The following is a 24,278-nucleotide window of genomic DNA, read 5'->3' as shown; positions in this document are numbered from 1 at the left end:
GCACGGTGGCGTGATGCGGCGCTTCCCCCCGAGTTGATGCGCCTCGACGGTTGCCCGGCCGCTGCCCTGGAGGGCGTCCCTCCCTCCAGGGCAACTGGCCTCTTGGGTGCTCATCTTGGCTGCCGGAGGAGGGGAGGCGACGCCCGTGAGCACTGTGCTTCCACCAGCGATGCGCTTATGGGCTCACGGCCTCGTGCGCCGGGTCCGGGATAAGGTGCCACCCGCGCCAGGGCGCAGGGCGAGGAGGCTGCTCCTCGTCCACCTGGATGGCGTCCCCAAGAGCCTGCTGGATGAAGCGCTCGTCGCGGGGCGCATGCCCTTCCTATCGCGGCTCGTCCGCTCGGGGGCCTTCCACCTGGACGAGGCCTTCTGGGGAGCGCCCACGTCCACGCCTTACTTCCAGGCAGGCCTGCTCTACGGCATGCGCCACTCCAACCTGCCGGCCTACTCGTGGTTCGACCGCGAGCTGGGCCGCAAGGTCCAGATGAACACCCCGGCGGATGCGCTGGCCATCGATCATCGCCTGCGCGGCGCTGGGCGCACGAGCCTGCTCGATGGTGGGGGACACGGGTATTTCTCCCTGTTCCGAGCGGGAGCAGAGAACGCGCTGAGCATGAGCACGCTGGCGAGCTTCGAGCAGATGTCGCGCGCGTTCTCCTACGAGCTGCTGGGGTTGTTCACCGCGCGCACGCGCGGCATCTGGGACTACCTGCGCTCGCTGGGCATGGACACCTGGGCCGCGGCGCGCGAAGTCGTCCACTGGGCTCGCGGGCTCCACGACTGGCGCCACGAGCCGGCCTTCCTCTTCAGCCACGTCTTCCTCCAACGGTTGGGTTGGAGCTTCGCCTTCACCAAGTCCCTGGTGGACATGGCGCGGGGCGTGCCCGTCATCTACCTGGTCTACGGCAACTACGATGAGGTGGCCCACCGCCGGGGGCCGCGCTCCGGACAAGCCCGCGCCGAGCTCCACCGCGTGGATGCGTACCTCGCGGAGTTGTACGCCGTGGCGGGCGCGGTGGAGCCGCCCTACGACGTCGTCTTCCTCTCCGACCACGGGCACGTGGACTGTCTGCCTTGGGAGCAGCGGAGGGGCCAACCTCTGGACCCGTGGCTGATGGCGCCCCACGGCGACGGCCCCCTCTCCGACGATGTGGTCCGCGGGCTCTGCGACGGAAGGACTCGACCGGAGCCGGACACTCGGCCGCGAGCGCCGTTCACGCCGGTGGCTGTCGACTGCGGCAACTTCGCCCACGTGTACTTGTCCGGCGAGTCCCATCCGCTGGAAGCCATCTCCCTGCTCGCACGCCACCCGGATGTCCTGGCCCGGGTGACGCGGAGTCCGGACATCGGCCTCGTCGCGCTGCGACGGGGCGACAGCGCGGTCGCGCTCGTGCGCGACGGCGTCTACACCGTGGACACGCTGGACCGGGCCCCTCTGTCCACCGAGTTCAGCAAGCGCGCGGTGGCGGACTTCCTCCGCGTACTCCCAACCATGTCCACCGCGGGCGACCTGGTCCTCTTCGGCGAAGCCGTGCAGCGCGGTGGCACCGTGGGCTTCGCCTGGGAGTTCGGCTCGCACGGAGGACTGACTCGCACGGAGGCCAACAGCCTGGTGTGCTGGCCCGCGAAGGGGCCCGTGGACCTGTCCGGCCTTTCGCACTGCGTACAGCTCCATGAGCGGCTTGCGGCGGCCTATCTCGACAACATCCCACGACTCCGGTTGGTGCCGTGAAGGGGAGGGCGCGGCACGCCGGAGGCCGGACGCTGCTCAAGGCGCTGCTCGCCGTCTTCGGGCTCGTGCTGTCCGTCGTCCTGCTGTCCACTGCCTTCTTCAAGTGGAACCTGAGCGGGACGGGGCCGCTGCTCCAGCCGCGCTTCCCGCTGGGGGACTTCGTGAGGGACTTGCCCGGCCACCTCGTGTGGCTGATTCCCTTCATGTTGCTCCAGGCCTCCATCATCCCGCTGCGCGCGGTGCAGTGGCAGCGCACCCTCCGTCGGCATGTGCCCCTCAAGGAGCGCTACCACCTGGTGGCCATTGGCGCCTTCGTCCACAACGCGCTGCCGGGAAAGCTGGGCGACGTCATGCGCTCGTTCCTCCTGTCGAGGACACAGCGCATCCCCTTTCTCCGGTGCCTGGGCACCGTGGGCGTCTGCAAGCTGATGGAGTTCGCGGCGCTGATGCTGCTCGTCATGCTGTCGTTGCTGGGCCCCTTCGGCCGGACGCTGTCCCGCTTCGAGGGGGAGCTGAAGGCGGCCGTATTACTCTGTGTGGGGCTTGTTGCTCTGGTGGTGTTGCTGGCGCACTGGTCCGGCCCGCTCGCCTTTGCCCTCCACCGTCGCCACAAGCTCCCGAGGGTGGAGGGCTTCCTCTATCACGTCAGCGAGGGCCTGGGCACCGCGCGCTCCTTCACCGGCATGGCGAAGGTGTTCATCTTCTCGGTGGCGCCAGTGCTGGCCTCCGCGCTGGCCTATGGCCTGGCACTCCACGGCATCGGCATCTCCGGCGGACTCTTCGCCGGGGCGGTGGTGCTGGGGGCCATCTCCCTGGGGCAGTCGCTCCCGGGCGTCCCCGCGGGCATGGGCATCTACTACTTCGTGACGAGCTGGGCGGCCCGCAGCCTGGGGGCCTCGGCGGAGGACGCGGCGGCCTTCGCCACGCTCACGCACCTGGGCACCGTCATCAGCCAGGTCGCCGTGGGGGCCGTCTCCGTCCACCTGCGGAAGATTCGCATCCGCGACTTGCGCAAGGGCGGGAGCCTCGCGCGCGAGGCCGCGAATCACGTGGCGCACGATGCCGTGGAGCCCGCGCGTCCCTGACCCCTGAAAAGCGAAAAGGGGCCCCGGTTTGAAACCGGGGCCCCTTCTCAACTTTGTGCCCAGGAGAGGACTCGAACCTCCATGCCCTTGCAGGCGCTAGACCCTGAATCTAGTGTGTCTACCAATTCCACCACCTGGGCAGGTGGGGCATCGCGGTGCGGCGCTGCGATGGGCCGGACGTATAGAGCTCCTGCCCCGCCCCGTCAAGCACTACGTAACAACCTCATTTCTTCAGCGGCCATTTTCCTTCGGCCTCGAGCGAACGGCGCAGGACGGGGTTCTCGTCCATGAAGGCGGTGAGGGACTCCTCGGTGATTTCGACCAGGATGTCCTCGGCGCCCAGCTCCGTCTGGCAGCTCAACCGGGAATAGGGGCGGACGTCGAAGCCCATGTCCAGGCGGTCCGCCTCCGCGTCCGTCTGCTCGCTCAGCGAGTCGAGGCCCTTGCGGACCCAGATATGACAGGTGGAGCAGCCGCAGACCCCGCCACAGCTATGCCCCACCTGGGCGCCGCACGCCTCGGCGGCGTCCAGCAGGGTGGTGCCGGTGGGCACGTCGGCGCTGACCTCGGCCAGGGGGCTCTTGAAAGTCACCTTCGGCACGTCAGTAGTCCTCCACGGAGTGGCCAGCCACCACCTGGGTGATGGCCTGGTTCATCACCCGCTCGATGAAGGGGCGGGACGCCTCGTCCAGCGCGTGCACGGCCTCCTTCAGCTTCAGGTGGTCCTCGCCCGTCATCAGCTCGCGCACCCGGGCGATGGCGGAGTCGATGACGGCGCGCTCCCCCTCCTGGAGCAGCGAGCCGTGCTCGCCCAGCTGCCGGTCCGCCTCGGCCAGGACGCGCTCGGCGTCCACCCGCTGCTCGCGGACCTGCCGGGCCTGGATGTCGTCCTCGGCGTAGTCGATGGAGTCGAGCAGCATCTGCTCAATCTCCTCGTCCGTGAGGCCGTGGCTGGGCTTCACCGTAATCGACTGGCTGACGCCGGTGCTCTGCTCCTGCGCGCTGACGGAGAGGATGCCGTCGGCGTCCACCTGGAAGCGGACCTCCACCCGGGCCATGCCCGCGGCCATGGGCGGAATGCCGGACAGGGTGAAGCGCGCCAGGCTGCGGTTGTCCTCCACCAGCTCGCGCTCGCCCTGGAGCACGTGGACGTCCAGGCCCGTCTGCCCATCCTTGAAGGTGGTGAACACCTGGCCCGCGGTGGTGGGGATGGTGGAGTTGCGCTGAATCAGCTTCTCCACGATGCCGCCCATCGTCTCCAAGCCCAGGGAGAGGGGAATCACGTCCAGCAGCAGCACGTCGTCCTGCCGGTCCGCCGTGGTGAGCAGGTTGGCCAGCACCGCGGCGCCCAGCGCCACCACCTGGTCCGGGTCGATGTCGCCCAGCGGCTCACGGCCGAACAGCTCCGCCACGTAGCGGCGCACCGCCGGCACGCGCGTGGCGCCGCCGACGAGGATGACGCCGTCCAACTCCCCGGCCGTCACGCCCGCGTCTTTCATCGCCCGCCGACACACCGTGCCCGTCTTCTGCACGAAGGGCTGAACCCAGGCGTCGAAGTCCTCGCGCTTCACCGAGTGCGTCTGCCCGCCCGCGGAGAACTCCACCGAAGCTGCGTCGGTGAGCGCCTCCTTGGCCTTGCGCGAGGCCGCCAGCACCTCCGCCACCAGGGCGGGAGCCGGCGCCTCGGACGCGCCCAGCGTCTCCAGCACGCGCTGCGCAATCGCCCGGTCGAAGTCATCGCCACCCAGCGCGGAGTCGCCGCCGGTGGACTTCACCTCGAACACACCGTCCACCAGCTTGAGGATGGAGACGTCGAAGGTGCCGCCGCCCAAATCGTAGACGGCGAAGGTGCCCTGACTGCCCTTGTCCAGACCGTAGGCCAGCGCGGCGGCGGTGGGCTCGTTGAGCAGCCGCAGCACCTCCAGCCCGGCCAGCCTGCCCGCGTCCTTGGTGGCCTGCCGCTGGGTGTCGTCGAAGTAGGCGGGCACGGTGATGACGGCCTGCTCCACCTTGGTGGAGAAGTGCGCTTCCGCGCGGCGCTTGAGGGCGCGCAGCACCTCACCGGAGACTTCAATGGGCGTGACCGGCGTGCCGCCCGCCACGTCGAAGCGCACCACCTTGGCGCCAGGCGCGAACTTGTAGTGCCCCAGCTTGCGCGTCTCCGCGTCGTCCGGGCTGCGCCCCATGAAGCGCTTCACGGAGGCGATGGTGTCAGTGGGGTGCTCGGACGCCAGCTTCCGGGCCCGGGCGCCCACCACCACGCCGCCGTCCTTCGCGTAGTGCACGACGGAAGGGAGGAACAGCGCGTCGCCCTCGTCCACCGGGACGCAGACGGGCTGGTCCTTCACCACCGCCGCCACCAGTGAGTTCGTCGTGCCCAGGTCGATGCCCACCGCCTGCCCCTTGGGCTTCAGCGGGTCGTGAATCTGAAGGTAGCCGTTCTTGCTCACGCCTGAATCTCCTCCTCGAACGCGTCCACCTGCTCGAGGAAGCGCGTGAAGTAGCGCACCCGCCCCAGCGCGTGCGATGCCTTTCTCACTTGTTCCTGCCCGCCGTCCCCCGGCTCGCCCGCCTCCAGGGTGCGAAGCGACTCCGCCGCCTCGGTGAGGGCCGCCTTCTTCCGGGCCTCCACGTCGTCCGCCATGGCCCGGGCGCGGCCCAGGTCCTTCTTCGCCATGGCGGTGTCCAGCGACTCGCGCAGGTCCATGACCTCTTCCAGGAAGGCCAGGGGCATGTCCTTCTGGGCGCCCGCGTCCTCGCGGTCCAGGTCGATGCCGTGCAGCTTGAGCAGGTAGAAGGCGCGGCGCACCGGGTCCTTCAGCGTCTTGAAGGCCTCGTTGAGGGCGGTGGTGCCCTCCAGTGCCTGCAGGCGCTCGCGCGCGCTGGCCTGTGCCACGCGGTCCGGGTGGAGCTGCAACGACAGCTCGCGGTACTGCTTCTCCAGCGCCGGCACGTCCACGTCATAGGCGCGCTTCAGGCCGAAGACGTCGAAGTGGGTCCTCAAAGGGGGCTCTCCAATGCGGGGAGGGGACAAACGAAAAGGGCCCGGCGGCTGGCCGGGCCCGCGTGGCGGCGGCTCCGCCCAGAAGGGGGCGGAGCGCTTGCTGTCGCGTCAGACGGAGAAGCTCTCTCCGCAACCGCAGGCCGCCTTGATGTTGGGGTTGTTCAGCTTGAAGCCGGAGGCCATGAGCGTCTGCTCGAACACCAGCTCGGTGCCGATGAGGTACAGGTAGCTCTTCGGATCCACGAAGACGCGCACGCCGTCCTTCTCGAAAATCTTGTCGCGCTCGCGGGACTTCTCCGACCACTCCATGGAGTACTGGAGGCCCGAGCACCCGCCGCCCTTCACGGCCAGCCGCAAGCCCGCCTCGGGCGTCTGCCGCTGCTCCAGCAGCTCCTTCAGCCGGGCCACCGCGCTGTCGGCAATGGTGATGCCCTTGGGGGGCTTGGCCACGGGCGCGGTGGCAGGCGCCTGGCGCTGCGTCGTCTCCTGGGTCGCCTGTTCGCTCATGGTTCGCCTCTCCCTTTCCCGAACGTCAGGACGCCTTGGCCTGACGCGCGGCGCGCTTCTTCTTGAAGTCCTCGATGGCCGCCTTGATGGCGTCCTCGGCCAGCACGGAGCAGTGAATCTTCACCGGCGGCAGCGACAGCTCGCGGGCCACGTCCTTGTTGGAGATGGTCATCGCCTGGTCCACCGTCTTGCCCTTCACCCACTCGGTGACGAGCGACGACGAGGCAATGGCCGACCCGCAGCCGAACGTCTTGAAGCGGGCATCCTCGATGAGCCCGTCCTCGGAGATCTTGAGCTGCAGGCGCATCACGTCGCCGCAAGCGGGCGCGCCCACCAGGCCGGTGCCCACGTTCGGGTCTTCCTTGTCGAGCGTCCCGACGTTCCGGGGGTTCTCGTAGTGCTCGATGACCTTGTCGCTGTAAGCCATGCCTGCTCCTTCAACGGATGCTTCTCACCAAAGGTTCCGGCGGGCAACGCCCTCCGGGCGAGGAGGCTCGCGCCCCCCTGTCTACCTGGAAAGGCGCTAGTGCGCCGTCCACTCGATGCTCTTGAGGTCGATGCCTTCCTTGGCCATCTCGTAGAGCGGGCTCATGTCGCGCAGCTTGCGGACCTTGTCCACTACGAGGTTCACCACGTAGTCGACTTCCTCTTCCGTGGTGAAGCGGCCCAGGCCGAAGCGGATGGAGCTGTGCGCCAGCTCCTCGTCCACGCCCAGCGCGCGCAGCACGTAGGAGGGCTCCAGGGAGGCGGACGTACACGCCGAGCCGGAGGACACCGCCACGTCCTTGATGCCCATCATCAGGGACTCACCCTCCGCGTGGGCGAAGGAGATGTTGAGGTTGCCCGGCAGCCGGTGCTCCAGCGAGCCGTTGATGATGGTCATGTCCAGCGCGTCCGTGAGGCCCTTGCGCAGCTTCTCACGCAGGCGAAGGAGGCGCGCCGACTCCTCGGGCAGCTCCTTGCGAGCCAGCTCGGCCGCCATGCCAAAGCCGACGATGGCCGACACGTTCAGCGTGCCGGAGCGCATGCCGCGCTCGTGACCGCCGCCGTCGATGATGGGCGCGATGCGCACGCGCGGCCGGCGGCGCACGTACAGCGCGCCAATGCCCTTGGGGCCGTACATCTTGTGCGAGCTGATGGAGGCCAGGTCCACCTTCATGGCCTCCACGTCGAAGGGCACCGAGCTGATGCCCTGCACCGCGTCGCAGTGGAAGAGCACGCCCTTGGAGCGGCACAACGCGCCAATCTCAGCGACGGGCTGCACCACGCCAATCTCGTTGTTGGCGAACATGATGGAGACCAGCACCGTCTTCGGCGTCATCGCCGCGGCCAGCTTCTCCAGGCTCACCCGGCCGTCGGGCTCCACGTCCAGGTAGGTGACGCGCGCGCCGCCGGTGGGCAGCTCGGCCCACTTACGGTACGTCTCGTCGGAGTCCACGTCGTGCTTCGCCAGCAGCTCAGACTGGTTGTCCTCGGTGACGTCCTGGCCCGCCAGCTGCGCCAGCCGCAGCAGCTTCAGCTCGTCCAGCCGCTCCTGCCGCACGCGCTCCAGGCGCTTGCAGGTGTCCAGGATGGCCTTGTGCTCTGTCTTGAGGGTGATGATGTGGTCACCCTTGGACTTGTAGAACTCGATGACGCCCTTGATGGCCAGGTTGTCGGACTCGGTGGCGCCCGAGGTGAAGACGATCTCCTGCTCGGCCGCGCCGATGAGCTCGGCCACCTGCTGCCGGGCCTTGTTCACCGCCGCCTCGGCCTTCCAGCCGAACACGTGATTGCGGCTGGCCGCGTTACCGAAGTCCTCTCGCAGGTAGGGCAGCATCGCCTCCAGCACCCGCGGGTCCAGCGGGGTGGTGGCGTGGTTGTCCATGTAGATCGGCAGCTTCACCATTGCTTCCAACACCTTCCTGGAGGGGACGTCGACCGGCGCCTCGGAGCGCCTTTGCCGCAGGGGAACCTACACCGTCACACCTGAATGTGGACCGGACTGGTCAAATATAAAAAGGGGCGCCTTCGGGTCAAGCGAACATCAGGCGCGCCGCGGGTGTGGGTGTGTGCTCCCAATAGGACGTCTTAAGTCAACGCCGCGCCGTCGTGGATCAGTCCGGGCGCGCCGTCCTGGGACGATGCGCCCCAGAATGGCGCACCCCCTCCGGCCAACCGCCTGATTTCCCGGCGGGCCCCTCCCTGGCCGGCCACCTGCACGGGTGGGGGCCACCACAGGGAGGCACGCACATGAGCGCGAAGCAGACGGCCCGCACGAAGGATGCGCAGGAGACGGGGGAGGGCGGCGGCAGGACGCACCTGGTCCGGATGGACGGAGGCAAGCTGGAACAGCCGCGCTACGTGGATGGGTGGCGTGCCGGCAAGCCCGCGGAGGACCCGGAGAAGATGAAGCGCTGGGGGCTCGTCACCGCGCGGCCCAGTGAGTTCCTGGTCCACATGCGGCGCGGCCGGGTGCGGGAGGTCAGCGGCCAGGGCGCCAGCTGCTTCAAGCTGCCGGGGGACTCGGTGGCCATCGTCCCCACCAGCATCCAGCGACTCCAGTTCACCGCGGACCAGGTGACGCATGAGAAGGTGGGTGTGCAGGTGACGGGGCTGGCGGTGTACCGGATTGCGGACCCGCTGGTGGCCTTCCGCATGCTCAACTTCTCCTTCCCGGAGCGCGCGCAGGAGAAGCTGGCGGAGCTGCTGCGGGAGATGTTCGTCGGCGCCGCGAGGCGGCTGGTGGCGAACATGTCCGTGGAGGAGTGCCTCTCCAAGCGCAAGGAGGGCATCGCCGCGGAGCTGGTGCGCGAAATCGCGCCCGTGCTCTCCGGCCGGGGCCGCCTGGAGGACCAGACGGACGCGGGCTGGGGCGTCATCCTGGACACGATTGAAATCCAGGACGTGCGCGTCCTGTCCTCCACCGTCTTCGCCAACATGCAGGCGCGCTTCCGCCATGAACAGGAGCGGCAGGCGCGTGAGGCGGAGCTGGCCAAGGAGCGCTTCGTCCACCGCGAGGAGACGGAGGCCGAGCGGCAGTTGAGCCTCCAGCGGCTGGCGGCCGAGGAGGAGGTGCGCCAGAAGAAGCAGACAGCGGAGGAGCAGGCCCGGCTGGAGGCGCTGGCGGTGGAGGCGCGCGTGGCCGAGGCGAAGCTCGCCCAGGAGCGCACGCTGAAGCAGGAGCAGGCCACCGTGGAGCGCGAGGTGGCGCTGGCGAAGATGGCCGCCGAGCAGGAGGTCCGCCAGAAGAAGCAGGTGGCCGACGAACAGGCGAAGTTGGATGCGCTGGCCGCGGAGTCCCGCCTGGCCGACGCGAAGATCGTCTCCGAGCGGGCGCTGGCCATCAGCCGCGCGCAGGTGGAGATGGAGAAGCTCCAGCGCGAACAGGACGCCGAGGTCGCGCGCCAGCGCGTGGCCCTGGAGAAGCTCAAGCGCGAGCAGGACACGGAGGCCGGTCGCGCGAAGCTGGAGCTGGAGAAGCTGAAGCTGGCGCAGGAGTCCGAGGCCGCGCAGGCGAAAATCGAGCTGGTGCGGCTCCAGCGCGCGCAGGAGGCGGAGAACGCCAAGGCGCAGATGGAGCTGGCGCGGCAGCAGCGTGAGCAGGAGCTGGAGCTGTCACGCCAGCGGCACGAGCAGGAGGTGGAACTGGCGAAGCTGCGCCGCGAGCAGGAGGAGGCCGGCGCCAAGGCGCAGTTGGAGCTGGAGCGCCTGCGCCGCGAGCACGAACAGGCCACCGTGTGGCACGAGGTGCAGATGGCCGCGCACCAGCAGGAGGCCGAACGGCTCCACGCCGAGCTCCAGGTGGTGCAGGCCCGGCGGTCCATCGTGGAGACGGAGGTGGTCATCGCCGAGCTGAGTGTGCGCAAGGACCGGGCGCAGCAGGACCTGGAGCTGGGCAAGGCGCGCGCGCTGCGCGACATCGAGAACAGCGTCAGCCCGGAGGTCATCCAGATGGCCCTGGCGCAGCAACTCCCGCAGGTGGCCGCGGCCTTCCAGCAGAAGATGGGCGAGGTGCACGTCACCGCGGTGGATGGGGCCAATCCGTTTGGTTACATCGCCGCCGCGGTGGAGGGCGTCATGGGGCTGGCGCGTTCCGCCGGACTGAAGTCGCCTGCTTCCCCGCTTGCTTCCCCAGCGCAGTAGCACGGGGCCCCGGGCCTGCGTATACAAGGGGGCCTGGGACCACGGAGTCACGCGCGCATGGATGCGAAGAAACTCGGAGTGATGGCGGTGCTGGCCGGAGTGGCAGTGGCCGTGGTGCCATGGCTGCTGCCCACGGGCCCCAACGCCAACCTGGATGCGGCCCGGTTCCTCGAATCCGGCAGCCTCGCGGTGGGCGCGGCGGTGGTGTTCGCGGGTGGGTTGCTCACCGCGCTGACGCCGTGTGTCTATCCGCTCATCCCCATCACCGTGTCCGTCTTCGGCGCGCGCAAGACGGAGGGCCGGGGCCGCGCGCTGCTCCTGACGTCCTCCTACATCGTGGGCATGGGCGTGGTGTTCAGCGCGCTGGGCGTGCTGGCGGCGAAGACGGGCCAGGCGTTCGGGTCGATGCTGGGGCACCCCGCGGTGGTGACGGGGCTGGCGGTGTTCCTGCTGCTGCTGGCCACGTCCATGTTCGGCGCGTTCGAGCTGGCGCTGCCGTCGTCGTTCCAGACGAAGCTCAACGCTGTGGGGGGCGCGGGTGTGGCGGGCGCGTTCCTGATGGGCAGCGTGTCCGGCTTCCTGGCGGCGCCGTGCACGGGCCCGGTGCTGACGGGCCTCCTGGCCTTCGTGGCGAAGTCGGCCAACACCACGCTGGGCGCGTCGCTGCTGTTCGTCTACGCGTTGGGCATCGGCGTGCCGTTCTTCCTCATTGGCGTCTTCACCGTCCGGCTGCCGCGCGGCGGCGTGTGGATGGAGTGGGTGAAGAGCGTGCTGGGCATCATGCTGGTGGCCCTGGCCTTCAGCTACCTCAAGGACGCCTTCCCCTGGGCGCGGGACGTGGTGAAGGGGCTGGGCCTCCACGTGGGCAGGGTGCCGGGAGCCGTCATCGCCGCGCTGCTGGTGGCGGTGGGCGTGGCCCTGGGCGCGGTGCACCGCTCGTTCAAGGAAGGCGCGCGGGAGTTCTCGTTCAAGGCGCTGGGGGTGACGCTCGTCGTCGCGGCGCTGGTGCTGCGCGGCGGTGCGCTGGACGCCGGCCCGGTGGGCACGTTGTGGGTGAGCCTGGGGCTCGCCGAGCCGCCGCGCGCGCCGTCCTGGCAGTGGCACCACGTCATGCCGGCGAAGCAGGCCATCTTCTCCCCGGAGGCCTTCGACCAGGTGCTCGCACAGGCGAAGGCGGAGGGCCGCCCGGTGCTCATCGACTTCTTCGCGGACTGGTGTGCGGCCTGCAAGGAGCTGGACCGCGACACCTACCCCGCGCAGCAGGTCATCTCCGAGTCCGACGAAGGGCGCTTCCTCAACATCAAGATTGACGCGACGAACAGCGAGGACTCGCTGGACGCGCTGCTGGAGCGCTTCGGCGTGGAGGGCTTGCCCACCGTGGCGTTCATCTCGCCGGAGGGCAAGGTGCTCACCCAGCCACGTGTTACCGGCTTCCTGGCGCCCAGCCCCTTCGCCACGGAGATGAAGAAGGCGCGCTGCACGGACGCCAACGCCTGCTGAGGGCGGGCGTGTGTCAATCGTCGTCGGAGAGGGTGGGCTCCGGGGCCGGCGGCTTCGGGGAGCGAAGTCCGGTGCTGCGAGACTTCAGGGCGCGGTCTCCGGAAGGAAGCGGGCTCGCAGCTCGGGCGTGGGGATGCGGCACTGCGCTTCCCGGCCGAACCAGCGGTAGCGGTTGCGCGCGATGGTTCGGTAGACGAGGTCGCGCAGCGGCCGGGGCACCACGATGAAAGCGTAGAGAAACCGCCACGGCCCCTTCAGCATCCGCGCGACGCGGAGCGCGGCCGTGGACCGCTCGTACAGCTTGCCGTCCTGCAGGAGGACGAAGCTGTCCGGTTCCTCCTTGGGCACGACGCCATGCGGCGCCAGCAGCGCGGCGGCCCGCTGGGACTGCAGCGCCGTGAAGCGGATGCGCGCGTCCGGGTCCCGGTCGATGATGAAGAGGACCGTGCCGTTGCACAGGTTGCACACGCCGTCGAAGAGGACCACGGTGTCCGGGGGCTGGGCGCGGGGCATGATGCGGCAAGTCTAACAGCCGACTCCGTCGGGTGACGCCGAAGCGGCGGGGGAATTCCTGACGGGTGTCCCTGCAGCCGCGCCCGTGCACGCGTGGTGTCAGGCCCGGGTGTTTCCTTCCCTGGCGCCGCCCTTGCAGAATGTTTGGACATGTCCTCGCCGCCCATCGCTCCCCGACTCCTGGAGTTATCCGCCCACGCCCTGCTTTGGAGGCGAAGCAAGCAGTGGATGCTCCAGGCGAACCGGCTGGTGCGGTGGTCCGCGACCCCCGAGCGCTGGCCACGCCCGCTCCTGGCGCCTGCTCACGAGAAGGGCGTGCTCCTCGGCTCGCACACCGTGAATCTGGAGCGCGCGGACTCGGACGCGGACCCTGTGCTCGAAGCGGGCAAGCAGCACAACGTGCGTCTGGCGGCCCCCGCCTTCGATGGCCTCCTCCTCGCTCCGGACAGGCCCCTCTCTTTCTGGCGCACGCTGGGCCGGCTGACGGAGCGCAAGGGCTACCGGCATGGGCTGGCGCTGAGCGGCGGCTGTCTCACCCCGTCCATCGGGGGCGGCATCTGCCTGCTGGCCAATGCGCTCTTTGAGTTCGCCGCACGCCAGGGGTGGCACATCCTGGAGCGCTGGGGACACACGATGGAGGCAGTCCCCCCGCCGCCAGGCGCGCTGTGGGGAATGGATGCCACGGTGGCCTGGCCCTACGTGGACCTGGTGATGGCGCCTCGTGAGGGCCCGGTGCGGCTGGGGGCCCGCGTCTCGGACGGGAAGCTGCGGCTCTCCATCCATGGGGCGGAGGCCCTCCGGACACGCTCACGGTTGTGGTCCGAGGACGAGTCCCTTCTCGAGCTCCCCGAGGGAACCCTGCGCATCAACCGCGTCATGCGCCGAGTCGAAGACATCGGGTCTGGCGCTGTGCTCGAGGAGCGCACCATCGCCGAGAACCGGCGACGCCTGCTGAACCCCGAGGCGCGGAAGCGGACGTGCCTGACGTGCGGGGAGACCGCATGCCACGCCCGCGTCGAAGTCCCACGGGTGGAGGCCCGGGCGCCATGAACCTGGTCCTCGCACCGGAGCCCGCCCCCTGGCTCTCCCATCTCGCATCGCTGCTCATGCGCGAGGCAGAGGTGCTGGCCCCCTGGGCGCTGCCGAGACTGCCCGATTGGGGACCACTCCCCACCCGCCTGCGTCAGGCCTGGACCCGCCGGACGTTGCCAGTGCCCGAGGGCTTCCGCGTCTGGGGCCTGCCAGGCTGGGGGGCCGTGGAGGCCGGGATGCGAGTCGCGGCGCGCTCGACGGCGGCGACATTCCAGGCCCGCTTCACCCTGCGCAGGCGGTGGGCGCAGGCGGCCTCGGCCCTGCTTCCGGCGTCGGTGGAGACGGTGCTCGCGCCTGCGCTCGGTGCCCGGGAGGTCTTCGCGATGGCACGCCGCCGGGGCGCGCGCTGCGTGCTGGTGGAGGACCTGCCCTCCTTGAGGGCCCTGCACGCGGACCTGGACGCCGCGGCCGCGAGACACCCGGAGGAGGCCTTCCTTCGCAACCACCGCGCCTCCGCGGAGGACGTCGCGCGGCAGGAGGCGGAGCGCGTCCTCGCGGATGAAATCTGGGTGCGAGGCGAGCTCGCCCTCGAGCGGCTGCGGCTGGCCGGACACGCCCCGGAGAAGCTCCGCAGGCTGCATTTTCCACCGGACCGCGAACCGCCTCAGGCGCCCCGTCTGCCCCAGCGCCACGGCCCGCACGTGGCCCTCCTCGCTGGGCCCGCGCTCGCGCGCGGCGGACTGCGAGAAGCCTTGGCGGTGCTCGACGAACGACCCCAGTGGAACCTCTGGGTGCGCCCCGCTGAGGGCACGGACCCACGACACCTGAACCACCCCCGAGTGCGGAAGGTGACGGCTCAGGTCCAGCGCACGCTCCAGCAGGTGGACGTGGTGCTCGCGCCAGCGTGGTGTGAGAGCCATCTGGGCGAGCTGGCGCAGGCGCGGGAGCAAGGCCTCCCCATCATCGCCACGGACCGCGCCGCGGGCTTCTGGCCCTGTCGGGCGATTCCTCGCGGCGATGTGCCCGCCCTCATCGCCGAACTGGACGCATTGACCGCGCGCTGAAGCCCGTGCCTGTTGGCGCCAGCCCCGCGTGAAGCGCCGGCCGGGGCGGCCCCTTGACGGCGTCGAGCGCGCTAGGTGTTCCGTCCCCGGCTCGCGAGGACGCGGTCAATCATCTGCTCGTGCAGCGCGTAGAGCGGTTGGGCGACGTGTTCGCCCTCCAGGTGCGCGAGCGCACCGGCGATGGCCTCCAGCGTGGACATGCCATCCGGGTGGGGCGGGCGACGCAGGCGCCGCGAGTCCGGCGCGGGCGGTGGCAGCTTCAAGCCGGGCAGTCGCCGCAGCGCGGGGACCCGCTGCACCATGCGGCGTGCTTGTCCCCAACTCCCATCCAGGATGATGAGCCTGCTGGGAAAGGCCGCACCGGGCGCGGGCTCCTGGTGCGCGTCCGGGAACAGCAGCCACGTGTCATCGCCCTCCAGGACGGAGACGTCGAAGGGGACGCCCGGCGAGCCATAGGAGACGATGCTGCACCGGGGAATGGCGAGCGCCGCCATGCGCGCGGTGTTGGTGGATTTGAGCGTCTCCTTGTGGTGCCGGACGATGAGCAGCTCCGTGCGAGTGGAGACGCACGGCACCTCGGCGCACAGACACAGGGCAACGGGGAGGAAGCAGCGCGGGCAGCGACCCGCGAGGTCCTCGGGCGTTCGAGACCTCATTTGCCCTGGCGGTAGCGCTCCATGAGGGTCCGGGCCTCGCGCAGCTTCTCCTCGACGAAGCGGTCATCCGCGTCCGGCTCGTACTCCGCGTCCGGCAGGTCGAGGTGGAAGAGGGCGGAGAGGCTGACGGGCGTCACTTCCAACCATTCGGCGGTGCGGTTGAGCGCGGCCTGACGGCGGCCCGCGAAGGTCTCCGGCCCGTCTTCGGGGCCGCAGCGGCAGATGCGCGCCGAGTCACCGGACACGTCCACGTAGAGCCCCAGCACCTCCGCGTCCAGCTCCGCGGCCAGCGCGCACGTGGCCTCGCTGACGTAGGCGGCCATGGCCTGCGCCGCGGAGCGCTCCGTCAGCGAGCGGACCAGGAACACCTGCCAGCCGGCCTCGGTAATCGCGCCGGCTTCCTGGAGCGGCGCCAGCTCCGCGGGCGGCGCATGGATGCGCGTGAGCAGCCGTCGCACGGGCACTTCCATCCGCTCGAGCCGGGCGCTCGACGCGGGACAGAAGAAGACGACGCGATACTCACGGCTGTCGGCTGCGGTTTCCATAGGCATACGGCGTCGCCAGGAACGGAGGGGAGGGTGTGTGCGGGGCCCAAGAGGACCAAAGGACTCCCCAGACATGCAAGCGGTGATTTGGAGCCCGTGTTTCAGCGCGCCGCGGCGCGCAGCGGCACGGCCTGGAGGGGGGCGCGTCGCTCGGCTGCCACCCACGCGCCCGCCACCAGCACCAGCAGGCCTCCGCCCAGGGCGACGGGCGTCAGCGTCTCCGAGAAGAAGGCCCAGCCCACCAACGACGCGGTGAGTGGCTCCAGGTACGTGAGCGCCGCCGCGGCCGCGGTGGGAACCTGCCGCAGACCGGTATGGAAGAGGATGTTTCCAATGAGGCCGCAAACGATGCCGCCCACGAGCACGAGGAGCGTGCCTCCATCCACCGTGGGCGGCAGTATCCGGTCTCCGAAACAGAGCAGCAGCACGCCTGCGGAGATGGGGGCATGCAGTGATGTCACGGCCATGGGTGAATACGCCCGCGCCGCCTGTTTCGCGGCCAGGACGATGATGGCGTAGAAGCAGGCACTTCCCGCGCCCATCAGCGCCGTCAGCCCCGAGAAGTCACCGTCGGGCCGGCCGATGAGCAGGGCGAGGCCCACCAGCGTCACCGGGCCGCCTAGCAGGGCCCGGGTGGAGCGCTCCTCGCCCAGCACCCAGGGGGCCAGCAGCGCCAGCAGCAAGGGCGCCAGGTAGTGCGTCAGCACGGCGATGGACATCGGCCCGCGCTCCATGGCGGCGAAGAAGAGGGCCGTGTTCGCCGCGTCCGCCAGCGCCACGACGAGTAGCGCGAGGGTGGCCCGGCGGTCGCGCAGGGCATCGCGCCGGAACAGGAAGGGCGCCGGGAGCGACATGGCGAGGAGCACGAGGAATGCGTTCTGCGGTCCGGCGAGCCCCGCGGGACGGAAGAAGAGCGCCCAGCACCCCCAGAGGGTGGCCCCGGCCGCGACCATGGCGAAGTACCGCACCGTGTGACTCCTGGTGACTCCGGCGCGCACTCCGGCTCCGGCGGGCGCGCAGCCTACCTCAGCGCGAGGCTCGCGTACCGTCCGCGCGTTGGGCCTCGGCCTGGGCTCGCAGGCCCTCCATGTCGGGCGTGAAGGGGCGGTCGGGGACGAGGCGCGCCCGGCGGATGCGGTCCATGCGGAACATGCGCGCCGCGGCCTTTTCCACGTCCCGGGCCAGCACGTACCAGACGGGCGATTCGACCAGCAGCCCGTGCGGCTCCACGATGCGGCGGGTCGCCTTGCCGTGCCGGTCGCGGTATTCGAAGGACAGGCAGACCTGCTCGCGGAAGGCCCGCTCGAAGACGGCGAGCAGCTCCTCCGGCAGAGTTCCGACATCCGCCAGCACGCGGGCGCTCGCCGGCCGTCCCACCACCACGCGGCGGCAGAGCTCACGCATGCTCCGGGCCCGCTCCTTGGGGACGCTGGCGAAGAGCTTCTGGAGCCCCGAGCGCGCCGCGCTGCCCCAGGGCAACGTGCTGCCCGTCGCGGACAGGTTCGCGGCCAGCCAGAGCGCGACCACCTCCTCCTGCGACAGGTGGACGGCCGCCACGCCCCGGTCCCGCTCCAGCCGGACGCCACCCCCAGGGCCTGTGTCACTGCTCAGGGGAATGCCCTGTTGTCGCAGCGTCGCCAGGTCCCGGTGGACGGTGCGCGCGCTCACGTCGAGCGCCTCGGCGATCTCCGCCACCGTCGTCCCATCCCGGCCCCGCAGGAAGTCCAGCAGTCGCATCACCCGGTTGACTCGCGCCATTGCTGACAGTTTCTGTCAGGGATGGGCCGTACTCCACAAGCATCAGGTCGCGCATGACCGCGCGCTTCGAGGCCAGAGGAGGCCGTCATGATGGGTTCCAAGGGACTGCTGAATGTCGACGATGGGGGCGTGGGTGGACTGCCGGTGGTGTTCGTCCATTCGAGTGCCGGCAACACCACGCACTGGGCCGCGCAGCTGTCGCATCTGCGCGAGCACCGCCGTGCCTTGGCATTGGACCTGCGTGGCCACGGGAAGTCCGAGCTGCCACGGGACGGCGGCTTCGCCGTGGAGGACTTCGCGCGGGATGTGGGGACGGTGGTGGATGGGCTGGGGCTTCAGCGCTTCGTGCTGGTGGGGCACAGCCTGGGCGGGGCCGTCTGCGTGGCCTACGCGGGGGCGCATCCGGGCCGCGTCGCGGGGGTGTTCCTCCTCGACCCGGCCTCGGATGGACGTTCGATGCCCGCGGAGCAGGCCCAGGGCTTGATGGCGGTGCTGGGGACCGAGGCCTGGAGCGCGGTGGTGGGGGAGGCCTGGGGCCCCATGTTGGCGGCGTCCCGGCCGGAGGTGCGCGAGCGGGTGCTCTCCGAGATGCGCGCCACGTCCCAAGAGGGCGTCCGGGGCGGACTGGGAGCCCTGTTGGACTTCGACCCCGTGACGCCGCTGCGGCGCTACTCGGGGCCGCGTCTGTCGGTAGTGACGGCCTTCAACGAGGAGCCGGGCTCGTATCACCACCTGGTGCCGGAGTTGCCGCACGCGAAGGTGGAGGGCACGGGGCACTGGGTGCAGCTCGACGCGCCGGACGAGGTGAATCGGCTGCTGGACGGCTTTCTCGCCACGGTGCGCTGAGCGCGCGCGGAATCTGTCACAGTACCGGCATGGGGCCCTTGTTCGCCTACAGCCTCGTGCCTGTCCTCTCCGTGTCGCTGCTGCTGTTCTTCACGGCCGCGCTCCGGGGGCACAACGCACGGGGCCTGGCGCTCTACTGCCTGGCGACCGCGGGGTGGACGGGCGCGCTGCTGCTCCTCTGCATCCCGTCCATGGCGTGGGTGGGGGAGCGCTTCGTCGCGGGTGGGGCCTTCGTCGCGGCGGCGTACCTGCACTCCGCCTATGACGTGACCCGGCAGCGCTCCTATCGGCTGGTGGTGTTCGCGTACGGCGTGGCGGTGGTGGTGACGGGCATTGGCGCGTTCCTCCCCAACGTCCTGCACGGGCCGCTGGCGATGGGGCGAGGCCCCTTGTTCTGGCCCACCATGGTGCTCGCCGTGGCGGCGGCGAGCGTGCCGCTGGTGCACCTGTCGCGCGCGTACCGCGGCGAAGCTCCCGAGCGACGGCCCATCCTCCTCAGTCTGGGCATCGCCGGGCTGCTCGCGTACCTGGGCAGTATCGGCAACGCCCTGTTGCTGTCAGGCGGGTACGCGTTGCCGTTCGGGATGTACCTGGTGCTGGCGGCGCTGCTGGTGCTGGTGCACGTCATCAATGCCCATCAGCCAGCCGCGGACCGACGGCTGCTCGAACGAAGCCTCGTCTACTCCGCGGTGGCGGCGGTGTTGTCCGCGGGCTTCCTCTTTGGCGTATTGACGCTGCTGTCGGGCAGCGGCCAGCCGTTCCTTGCCGAGTACCGCGTAGGTGCCTTCTTCCTCCTGGCCCTGGCCGCGCTCGCGTTCGAGCCCGTGCGTCAGGCGCTTCAGGCCTGGCTGGGGCGCCAGCTCCTCAAGGGCCGGGCCACCAGTGATGAACTGGCCGTGGCGCTCGCTCGCGAGGAGGCGCGCGCGGACCAATCCGCGCGGCTGGCGGAGCTGGGACAGTTCACGTCCGCGGTGGCCCACGAGGTTCGCAATCCGTTGGGCGTGCTCGCCGCGCACCTCAAGCTGCTGGAGCGAAGGGGCGGGGACCCGGACACGGTGGCGGCCATGCGGGAGCAGATCGACCGCGCCAGTCACTTCGTGGACGAGCTGCTGCGCTATGGCCGCCCGCGCCCGCTGGACCTGCGCCGCGTGGATGTCTCCGCCACCGTCGCGCTGGCGTACTCCACCGCGCGGCAGGGACTGGGCTCGCTCGCGCCCGACGTCTCCTTCGAGTCCGAGGAGGACGCGTCGCTCACGGTGGAGGCCGACCAGTCCCAGCTCTCACAGGTGATGGTCATCCTGTTGGAGAATGCCCTGCTCGCCCTGAGGGACGTGCCCGCACCACGGTTGAGGACATCCCTTGGGCAGGCGAACGGCCGGTTGCTCGTCAGGGTGGAGGACAGCGGGCCTGGCATTCCACCGGAGCTGCTGCCCCGGCTCTTCCAGCCCTTCGTGACGGGCCGCAAGCGCGAGGGGCCTCGGCCGGGGACAGGCTTGGGGCTGGCCATCGCGCGAGGCATCGCCGAACGGCATGGCGGACGTTTGAGTGCGGGACGCTCGGAAGCCCTGGGGGGCGCGGCGTTGACGTTGGAATTACCCGTGGCGCAGCCTGCCTCGATTTCCGCCGCGCTGGCCTGACGCCGGCCTGTCCCTGGCCCGAGGGACGGCAGGGATGTCGGTGAGCGAGCGCAACTCGATGCGATTGAGTCTGTTTCACGACGGCCTCCCAAGGATTGCCCCGGACTTCGTTTCGATAGGCGTGGAAGGAGTCCGGGTCGATGAGCGGCCAACGCATTGCCACAGTCATTCGCATTCCTGTGGCCTACAGTACGGATGTGCATCCCGACGGGTTCGAGGAGTTCGCGCATCGTGTCAGGCCCATGCTGTTGGCCCTGGCGAGACGGTTGTGCGGTCAGGGGGGCCTCGATCCGGAAGACCTGGTGCAGGAGGCGCTCACGCGCGGACTGTTGCATCACGGGGCGCTCGCCGCGCAGCCGGAGCCCGTCTACAGGGCGTGGCTGTGTCGGGCGATGACCAATCATTTCCTCGACCAGTGCCGCAAGCGGCGCTCGGAGTTGCTGGAGCAGGACCGGCCGGAGCTGCGGCTGGTGCGCGAGGGGGTGGCGGCCCCCGCGCCGGAGGCCATGGAGGTCTGGGAGCACATCTCGGAGAAGGACTTCCAGGCGGCCATCGCCCAGTTGTCGAATCCCAGGGTGCGTGAGGCGTATTCGCTACATGCCTCGGGGCTGCGCTACCGCGCCATCGCCCTGCGCATGGGCGTCCCCGAAGGCACGGTGGGGAGCTGGCTCCATCAAGCCCGCAAGGAGTTGAAGGCGCTTCTGCTGCCGCTCACCGGGAGCGACGGAGGAGGCAGCGCGTGATGGGGTCGCTCTGTAACAGGCTGTCCCTCTTCCTCGATGGCGAGCTGCCGCCCGTGGACGAGGAGAACTTCCGGCATCACCTCGCGCGCTGTGACCCTTGCGCGTCCGGCCTGCACGAAGCCATGCAACTGGAGCTGCTGGGCTTCCATGTGATGGGGGACCCGCAGGTGTTGGCGCATGCGCAGGAGGACGCGCCCGAAACCTGGACGGCGTCCGATGCGCCCAGGACACGTGACACGGCCGAAGTGCCGGGGCGTCCGTACTGGCGCTGGGTCCCGTTCGCGGTGGGCGCCGTGGCGGCGGCCATCGTCCTGGTGCTCGTCGTCAAGCGCGCCGATGTGCGGGGTTCCCAGCAGGAGGTCTGGCTCGCGCAGACGTCGTCGCGACTCATCGAGGCGAGGGTCGCCTATGCGCGCGCGGACGGACACCGGCCCTATGTGCCCCTGCGCGCGGGCGTCAGTGGCCCTCCGGGCGGGGCTGGCTCGGCATTGCCGCTCCGGGCGCTGGCGGATCTGGAGGACCAGGGGGACCTGCATGGCATTGCCGCCGCGTACCTGGTCCGAAAGGACCTGCGGCAAGCCTCCGACTTCCTCCACCGGATGTCGCCGTCCCCGGACCGGGACAGCGACCTGGCCATCGTCGCGTTGGAGCAGGGGCATCCGGAACAGGCGCTGGCGCTGCTGGACGGGGTATTACGACAAGCGCCCGAGCACGCCCAGGCGCAGTGGAACCGGGCGCTGGTGCTGCGGGAGATGGGGCTGACGCTGCTGGCCGCGGAGGCGTTCGACGCGGTGGTGAAGCGCGGAGAGCCGGGCTGGAGCGAGGAAGCGCGGATCCGCGCGCGAGCGCTCCGGCAGCAGACGCAGGCGCGTGGGCGGGCGTGGAAGGGGGCTCGCGCGGCGGTGCGGGACCTGATGGTGGACGCGCAGGCGCGGCTCCCGCTGGAGGAGGCGAAGCGCTTTCCTGGCATCGTCCGGCTGGCGTTCTACGACGCGGTGAGGGCCGCGCCGTCGCGGGAGTGGACCCTGCGCCTGCTTCCGCTGGCGGACGTGTTGGACGGCGTCCAGGGCGGCGAGGTGCTTCGCGGCTACGTGCAGCGTGTGGCGGAGCGGGACTTCAGCCGCCGTGCACCCCTGGCGGCGGACTACGCCAAGCTCGTGCGGGGCGAGCTGTCCTCGCCAGCGCGCTTCCTGGAGACGCTGCGGCGTTCGGGTGAGGACGACCTGTACCTGGGCGGGCTCATCAATCAGTCGGCGGGCGCGCGCCACCTGGAGGATTTCACGCGGCTGGCCCGTGCGGCCGATGACCCCTGGTTGTCGCTGCTGGCCGAGCGAGAGCTGGCGGGCGCCGAGGAGCGCGCGGGCGAATGGTGGAAGGCGGAGGCGCGGCTTCGCGCGGCCGTGAATGCCTGTCAGGGCAAGGGGCTGTCCTACCGCTGCGCCACGCTGAAGAAGCGGTTGTCGGACCTCTATCTCGCGCTCAACCGCCCGGCGGAGGCGTTCGAGCAGGCGTGGAGTGGCTGGCTGGCGTCCCGGGAGCAGGAGGAATGGGAGCTGGAGCAACAGTTCCTCCAGGAGCTGGCGCACATCGCCCGCTACCGGTTGGACGTCACCAGCGCGCGCGCCTACCTGCGCGAATCCCTGGCGCGAATGCCCGACGCCTGCGAACAGCGCACCTACGTACACCGCAACCTGGCCTACCTGGCGTGGCTGGAGTTCGACGCGCACGAGGCGCGGAACGAGTTGGAGCTGGCGCAGGAGTGTGGCCGGCCGCTGGGGCTGCCCGGCGCGCTGTTGTTGTCGTACCTGGCGCGCTTCGGCGCGGACAGCCAGGACGCGGACCTTCTGCGCCGCACCCTGGCCGAACTGCACCGGGGGCAGCCCTCCCCGGGGAAGCTCGCGCAGATGCGCTTCGCCGAGGGGCAGTTCGTGCTGGAGCGCGACCGCGCGACCGGGCTGGAGCTGCTTCGCGGCGCCATCCAACAGGCGGAGGCCCTTCCCAACGATGTGGACGCGCGCAAGACGCGCATGGGGGCCTACAACGTCCTGGCGCACGAGGCTGGCCGCACGGACGCCCCAGGTGAGGCCCTGGCACTCATGGGCGCCGCGCTTCAGGTCGAGGTCCCCGCGCGATGTGTGCTGGGCGTCGCCGTGGACTACGAGCGCTCAGTGGTCGCGCTGCGTGGCGCCATGGGGGAACTGCAGGGGCACTTCGACGCCAGCCGCGCGGAGCCCCTGGGGCGGGACGCCTCCGGGCTGGTGCCGCCGTCGCTCCAGGCCGCCCTGAAGGGCTGTGAGCGGGTGGATGTGCTCGCGCTGCCGCCGGTGCATGGCCTGCGGGGGCTGCTGCCCGCGGAGCTCGCCTGGAGCTACCGCGTGGGGCGGCCCGGAGGCGCGTCTCCCGTGCCGGCTCGTGGCGGCGGGCCGCACCTGGTCGTCAATGGGGTGGAGGCGCCCGCGGCGCTCGGCCTCCCGCGGTTGCTTCCGCTGGAGCCGCCGCATGCGCCGGACCCCCAGCGAATCGAGCTGTCGGGCATGCAAGCCACGCCAACCCGGGTGCTGGCGGCCATGGCGCAGGCCAGTGAGGTGGAGATCCACGCACACGGCGCCTTCAGCCCCGAGATGTCAGACGCCTCGCTGGTGGTGCTGGCGCCTGAACCCGATGGCCGATACGCGCTGTCCGCCCCCCAGGTCCGCGCGCTGAAGCTGGAGCGCGCGCCGCTCGTGCTCCTGGCCACGTGCAGCTCGGCCCGAGCCACGCCCTTCCTTCATGAGGCCTTCAGCCTGCCGGTGGCCTTCATCGAAGCAGGAGCGGCCACGGTGCTGGCCTCCACGGTGGAAATCCCCGACTCGGCGGGGCGCTTCTTCGAAGCGGTGCGTGAGCGCATCCGGAGCGGCGCGCCGGCGGCCCTCGCGCTCCGCGACGTGCGGCGCGCGTGGCTCGCGGCCCACCCCTCCGAGGACTGGGTCCACGGCATCCTCCTCTTCGAATGATGGCCAAGGAATCCGACCTGGTGCGTTGTATCAGGGCGGAGGCGAGGGAGACGGCATGCCGCCGGGCCCCGCCGGTGCCGCGCAGAGGGGGATGCGATGGTGAAGAAGCTTTCGAAGAAGTCGAAGCGCGATGGGGCGGTGGTGAGCATCAACCCGCATGACCCACCGCCGGAGCCCACCCCGGGGCTGACGGCGTCCCCGCCGTTCTCGGCGAGGATGTCCGTCGTCCCGTCCGTGAATACGGCGTCTCATCCGGACGGCTCGGACAACGCACGTCGCAAATAAGTGATTTTTCCGGATTGTCCTGAGTCGCTTCGGCGATACAGGTTTTACGGGGTGCTCCCACTCGGGGCACCCCGGATTTTTTTGAACAGAATGCACAATAAAAAGGGCTGGGTCCGTATTTGAGATTGAGGGGGCGTTGGTCGCGAGCCCCCGAGAAGAGGGGGAGAGATGTTTCGTGGTGACGCGCGGGGCCAAGGGGATGCGAGCGGTTTCTGGGCACCTGAGGAGGGGCGTGGGGCGATGGGCGGGGGAT

At 70.2% G+C, this 24,278-nt stretch carries 22 protein-coding genes and 1 tRNA gene; 11 read left to right on the top strand and 12 right to left on the bottom strand.

Annotation, left to right across the window (positions count from 1 at the left end):
• Window positions 1–169 precede the first annotated feature (169 nt).
• A complete protein-coding gene (locus HNV26_RS21955) occupies window positions 170–1,732 on the top strand; it encodes an alkaline phosphatase family protein (protein WP_216612595.1) in 1,563 nt (520 codons plus the stop codon).
• Window positions 1,729–2,817 (top strand): lysylphosphatidylglycerol synthase transmembrane domain-containing protein, encoded by a 1,089-nt coding sequence (locus HNV26_RS21950; protein ID WP_171443008.1) that lies wholly within the window; start codon window positions 1,729–1,731, stop codon window positions 2,815–2,817. The genes HNV26_RS21955 and HNV26_RS21950 overlap by 4 nt, the downstream gene beginning before the upstream one ends.
• Window positions 2,818–2,873: 56 nt before the next feature.
• Here the strand turns inward: HNV26_RS21950 and HNV26_RS21945 are convergent.
• The 7 genes from HNV26_RS21945 to HNV26_RS21915 form a co-directional block, all read right to left on the bottom strand.
• Window positions 2,874–2,957 (bottom strand) — tRNA-Leu (locus HNV26_RS21945).
• An 83-nt stretch (window positions 2,958–3,040) separates the two neighbouring features.
• Complete coding sequence (locus tag HNV26_RS21940) at window positions 3,041–3,418, bottom strand: 2Fe-2S iron-sulfur cluster-binding protein (RefSeq protein ID WP_011554983.1); 378 nt, start codon at window positions 3,416–3,418, stop codon at window positions 3,041–3,043.
• Between the two features lies 1 nt (window position 3,419).
• Window positions 3,420–5,267 carry a Fe-S protein assembly chaperone HscA gene (hscA, locus tag HNV26_RS21935; RefSeq protein ID WP_171443009.1) on the bottom strand — a complete coding sequence of 616 codons (1,848 nt, stop codon included), beginning with the start codon at window positions 5,265–5,267 and terminating at the stop codon, window positions 3,420–3,422.
• Window positions 5,264–5,821, bottom strand: coding sequence for a Fe-S protein assembly co-chaperone HscB (gene hscB / locus HNV26_RS21930; RefSeq protein WP_026114026.1), 558 nt, complete (start codon window positions 5,819–5,821; stop codon window positions 5,264–5,266). The genes hscA and hscB overlap by 4 nt, the downstream gene beginning before the upstream one ends.
• A gap of 108 nt (window positions 5,822–5,929) precedes the next feature.
• Window positions 5,930–6,328 carry a HesB/IscA family protein gene (locus HNV26_RS21925; RefSeq protein ID WP_002634234.1) on the bottom strand — a complete coding sequence of 133 codons (399 nt, stop codon included), beginning with the start codon at window positions 6,326–6,328 and terminating at the stop codon, window positions 5,930–5,932.
• A gap of 25 nt (window positions 6,329–6,353) precedes the next feature.
• On the bottom strand, window positions 6,354–6,755 hold the full coding sequence (gene iscU, locus HNV26_RS21920; RefSeq protein WP_002634235.1) for a Fe-S cluster assembly scaffold IscU: 402 nt from the start codon (window positions 6,753–6,755) through the stop codon (window positions 6,354–6,356).
• A 96-nt stretch (window positions 6,756–6,851) separates the two neighbouring features.
• Window positions 6,852–8,213: an IscS subfamily cysteine desulfurase gene (locus HNV26_RS21915; protein WP_237079598.1), complete on the bottom strand. Its 1,362-nt coding sequence runs from the start codon at window positions 8,211–8,213 to the stop codon at window positions 6,852–6,854.
• Between the two features lie 347 nt (window positions 8,214–8,560).
• Between HNV26_RS21915 and HNV26_RS21910 the strand changes: the two genes are divergently transcribed.
• Both HNV26_RS21910 and HNV26_RS21905 read left to right on the top strand, forming a co-directional pair.
• Complete coding sequence (locus HNV26_RS21910; protein ID WP_216612586.1) at window positions 8,561–10,453, top strand: SPFH domain-containing protein; 1,893 nt, start codon at window positions 8,561–8,563, stop codon at window positions 10,451–10,453.
• Between the two features lie 57 nt (window positions 10,454–10,510).
• Window positions 10,511–11,953, top strand: a complete 1,443-nt coding sequence (locus tag HNV26_RS21905; protein WP_171443011.1) for a protein-disulfide reductase DsbD family protein — start codon at window positions 10,511–10,513, stop codon at window positions 11,951–11,953.
• An 84-nt stretch (window positions 11,954–12,037) separates the two neighbouring features.
• On the opposite strand, the gene HNV26_RS21900 is transcribed toward HNV26_RS21905, so the two are convergent.
• Window positions 12,038–12,466 carry a thiol-disulfide oxidoreductase DCC family protein gene (locus tag HNV26_RS21900; RefSeq protein WP_171443012.1) on the bottom strand — a complete coding sequence of 143 codons (429 nt, stop codon included), beginning with the start codon at window positions 12,464–12,466 and terminating at the stop codon, window positions 12,038–12,040.
• Between the two features lie 150 nt (window positions 12,467–12,616).
• On the opposite strand from HNV26_RS21900, the gene HNV26_RS21895 reads away from it, so the two are divergent.
• Together HNV26_RS21895 and HNV26_RS21890 are read left to right on the top strand one after the other, a co-directional pair.
• Window positions 12,617–13,516 (top strand): VanW family protein, encoded by a 900-nt coding sequence (locus tag HNV26_RS21895; RefSeq protein WP_253816882.1) that lies wholly within the window; start codon window positions 12,617–12,619, stop codon window positions 13,514–13,516.
• Window positions 13,513–14,562, top strand: coding sequence for a hypothetical protein (locus HNV26_RS21890; protein WP_171443013.1), 1,050 nt, complete (start codon window positions 13,513–13,515; stop codon window positions 14,560–14,562). Before HNV26_RS21895 ends, HNV26_RS21890 begins: the two co-directional genes overlap by 4 nt.
• Before the next feature lie 71 nt (window positions 14,563–14,633).
• Here the strand turns inward: HNV26_RS21890 and HNV26_RS21885 are convergent, their stop codons facing one another.
• The 4 genes from HNV26_RS21885 to HNV26_RS21870 all read right to left on the bottom strand — a co-directional run bounded on the left by HNV26_RS21885 (window position 14,634) and on the right by HNV26_RS21870 (window position 17,521).
• Window positions 14,634–15,218 carry a tRNA-uridine aminocarboxypropyltransferase gene (locus HNV26_RS21885; protein WP_171443014.1) on the bottom strand — a complete coding sequence of 195 codons (585 nt, stop codon included), beginning with the start codon at window positions 15,216–15,218 and terminating at the stop codon, window positions 14,634–14,636.
• On the bottom strand, window positions 15,215–15,763 hold the full coding sequence (locus HNV26_RS21880; protein WP_090495904.1) for a hypothetical protein: 549 nt from the start codon (window positions 15,761–15,763) through the stop codon (window positions 15,215–15,217). The genes HNV26_RS21885 and HNV26_RS21880 overlap by 4 nt, the downstream gene beginning before the upstream one ends.
• 101 nt (window positions 15,764–15,864) lie before the next feature.
• The gene (locus tag HNV26_RS21875) at window positions 15,865–16,731 is read right to left on the bottom strand and encodes a DMT family transporter (RefSeq protein WP_171443015.1); all 867 of its coding nucleotides are present in this window, start codon (window positions 16,729–16,731) and stop codon (window positions 15,865–15,867) included.
• A 58-nt stretch (window positions 16,732–16,789) separates the two neighbouring features.
• Entirely contained in the window at window positions 16,790–17,521 is a 732-nt protein-coding gene (locus HNV26_RS21870) for a helix-turn-helix transcriptional regulator (RefSeq protein ID WP_171443016.1), read from the bottom strand.
• A gap of 87 nt (window positions 17,522–17,608) precedes the next feature.
• Here HNV26_RS21870 and HNV26_RS21865 point away from each other — a divergent pair, with 87 nt between their 5' ends.
• The 5 genes from HNV26_RS21865 (at window position 17,609) to HNV26_RS21845 (ending at window position 24,025) form a co-directional block, all read left to right on the top strand.
• Window positions 17,609–18,367, top strand: coding sequence for an alpha/beta fold hydrolase (locus HNV26_RS21865; protein ID WP_171443017.1), 759 nt, complete (start codon window positions 17,609–17,611; stop codon window positions 18,365–18,367).
• Between the two features lie 29 nt (window positions 18,368–18,396).
• Window positions 18,397–20,004, top strand: coding sequence for a sensor histidine kinase (locus HNV26_RS21860; protein ID WP_171443018.1), 1,608 nt, complete (start codon window positions 18,397–18,399; stop codon window positions 20,002–20,004).
• A gap of 140 nt (window positions 20,005–20,144) precedes the next feature.
• Window positions 20,145–20,747 carry an RNA polymerase sigma factor gene (locus tag HNV26_RS21855; RefSeq protein ID WP_171443019.1) on the top strand — a complete coding sequence of 201 codons (603 nt, stop codon included), beginning with the start codon at window positions 20,145–20,147 and terminating at the stop codon, window positions 20,745–20,747.
• A complete protein-coding gene (locus HNV26_RS21850; RefSeq protein ID WP_171443020.1) occupies window positions 20,744–23,740 on the top strand; it encodes a CHAT domain-containing protein in 2,997 nt (998 codons plus the stop codon). Before HNV26_RS21855 ends, HNV26_RS21850 begins: the two co-directional genes overlap by 4 nt.
• A gap of 96 nt (window positions 23,741–23,836) precedes the next feature.
• Window positions 23,837–24,025: a hypothetical protein gene (locus HNV26_RS21845; RefSeq protein ID WP_171443021.1), complete on the top strand. Its 189-nt coding sequence runs from the start codon at window positions 23,837–23,839 to the stop codon at window positions 24,023–24,025.
• Window positions 24,026–24,278 lie beyond the last annotated feature (253 nt).

It is taken from the genome of Myxococcus xanthus (assembly GCF_013116825.1).
In the GTDB taxonomy this organism is placed as follows: domain Bacteria; phylum Myxococcota; class Myxococcia; order Myxococcales; family Myxococcaceae; genus Myxococcus; species Myxococcus xanthus_B.
The sequence above is the reverse complement of the archived record's forward strand: the minus strand, read 5'-3'. Positions and strand labels throughout refer to the sequence as shown.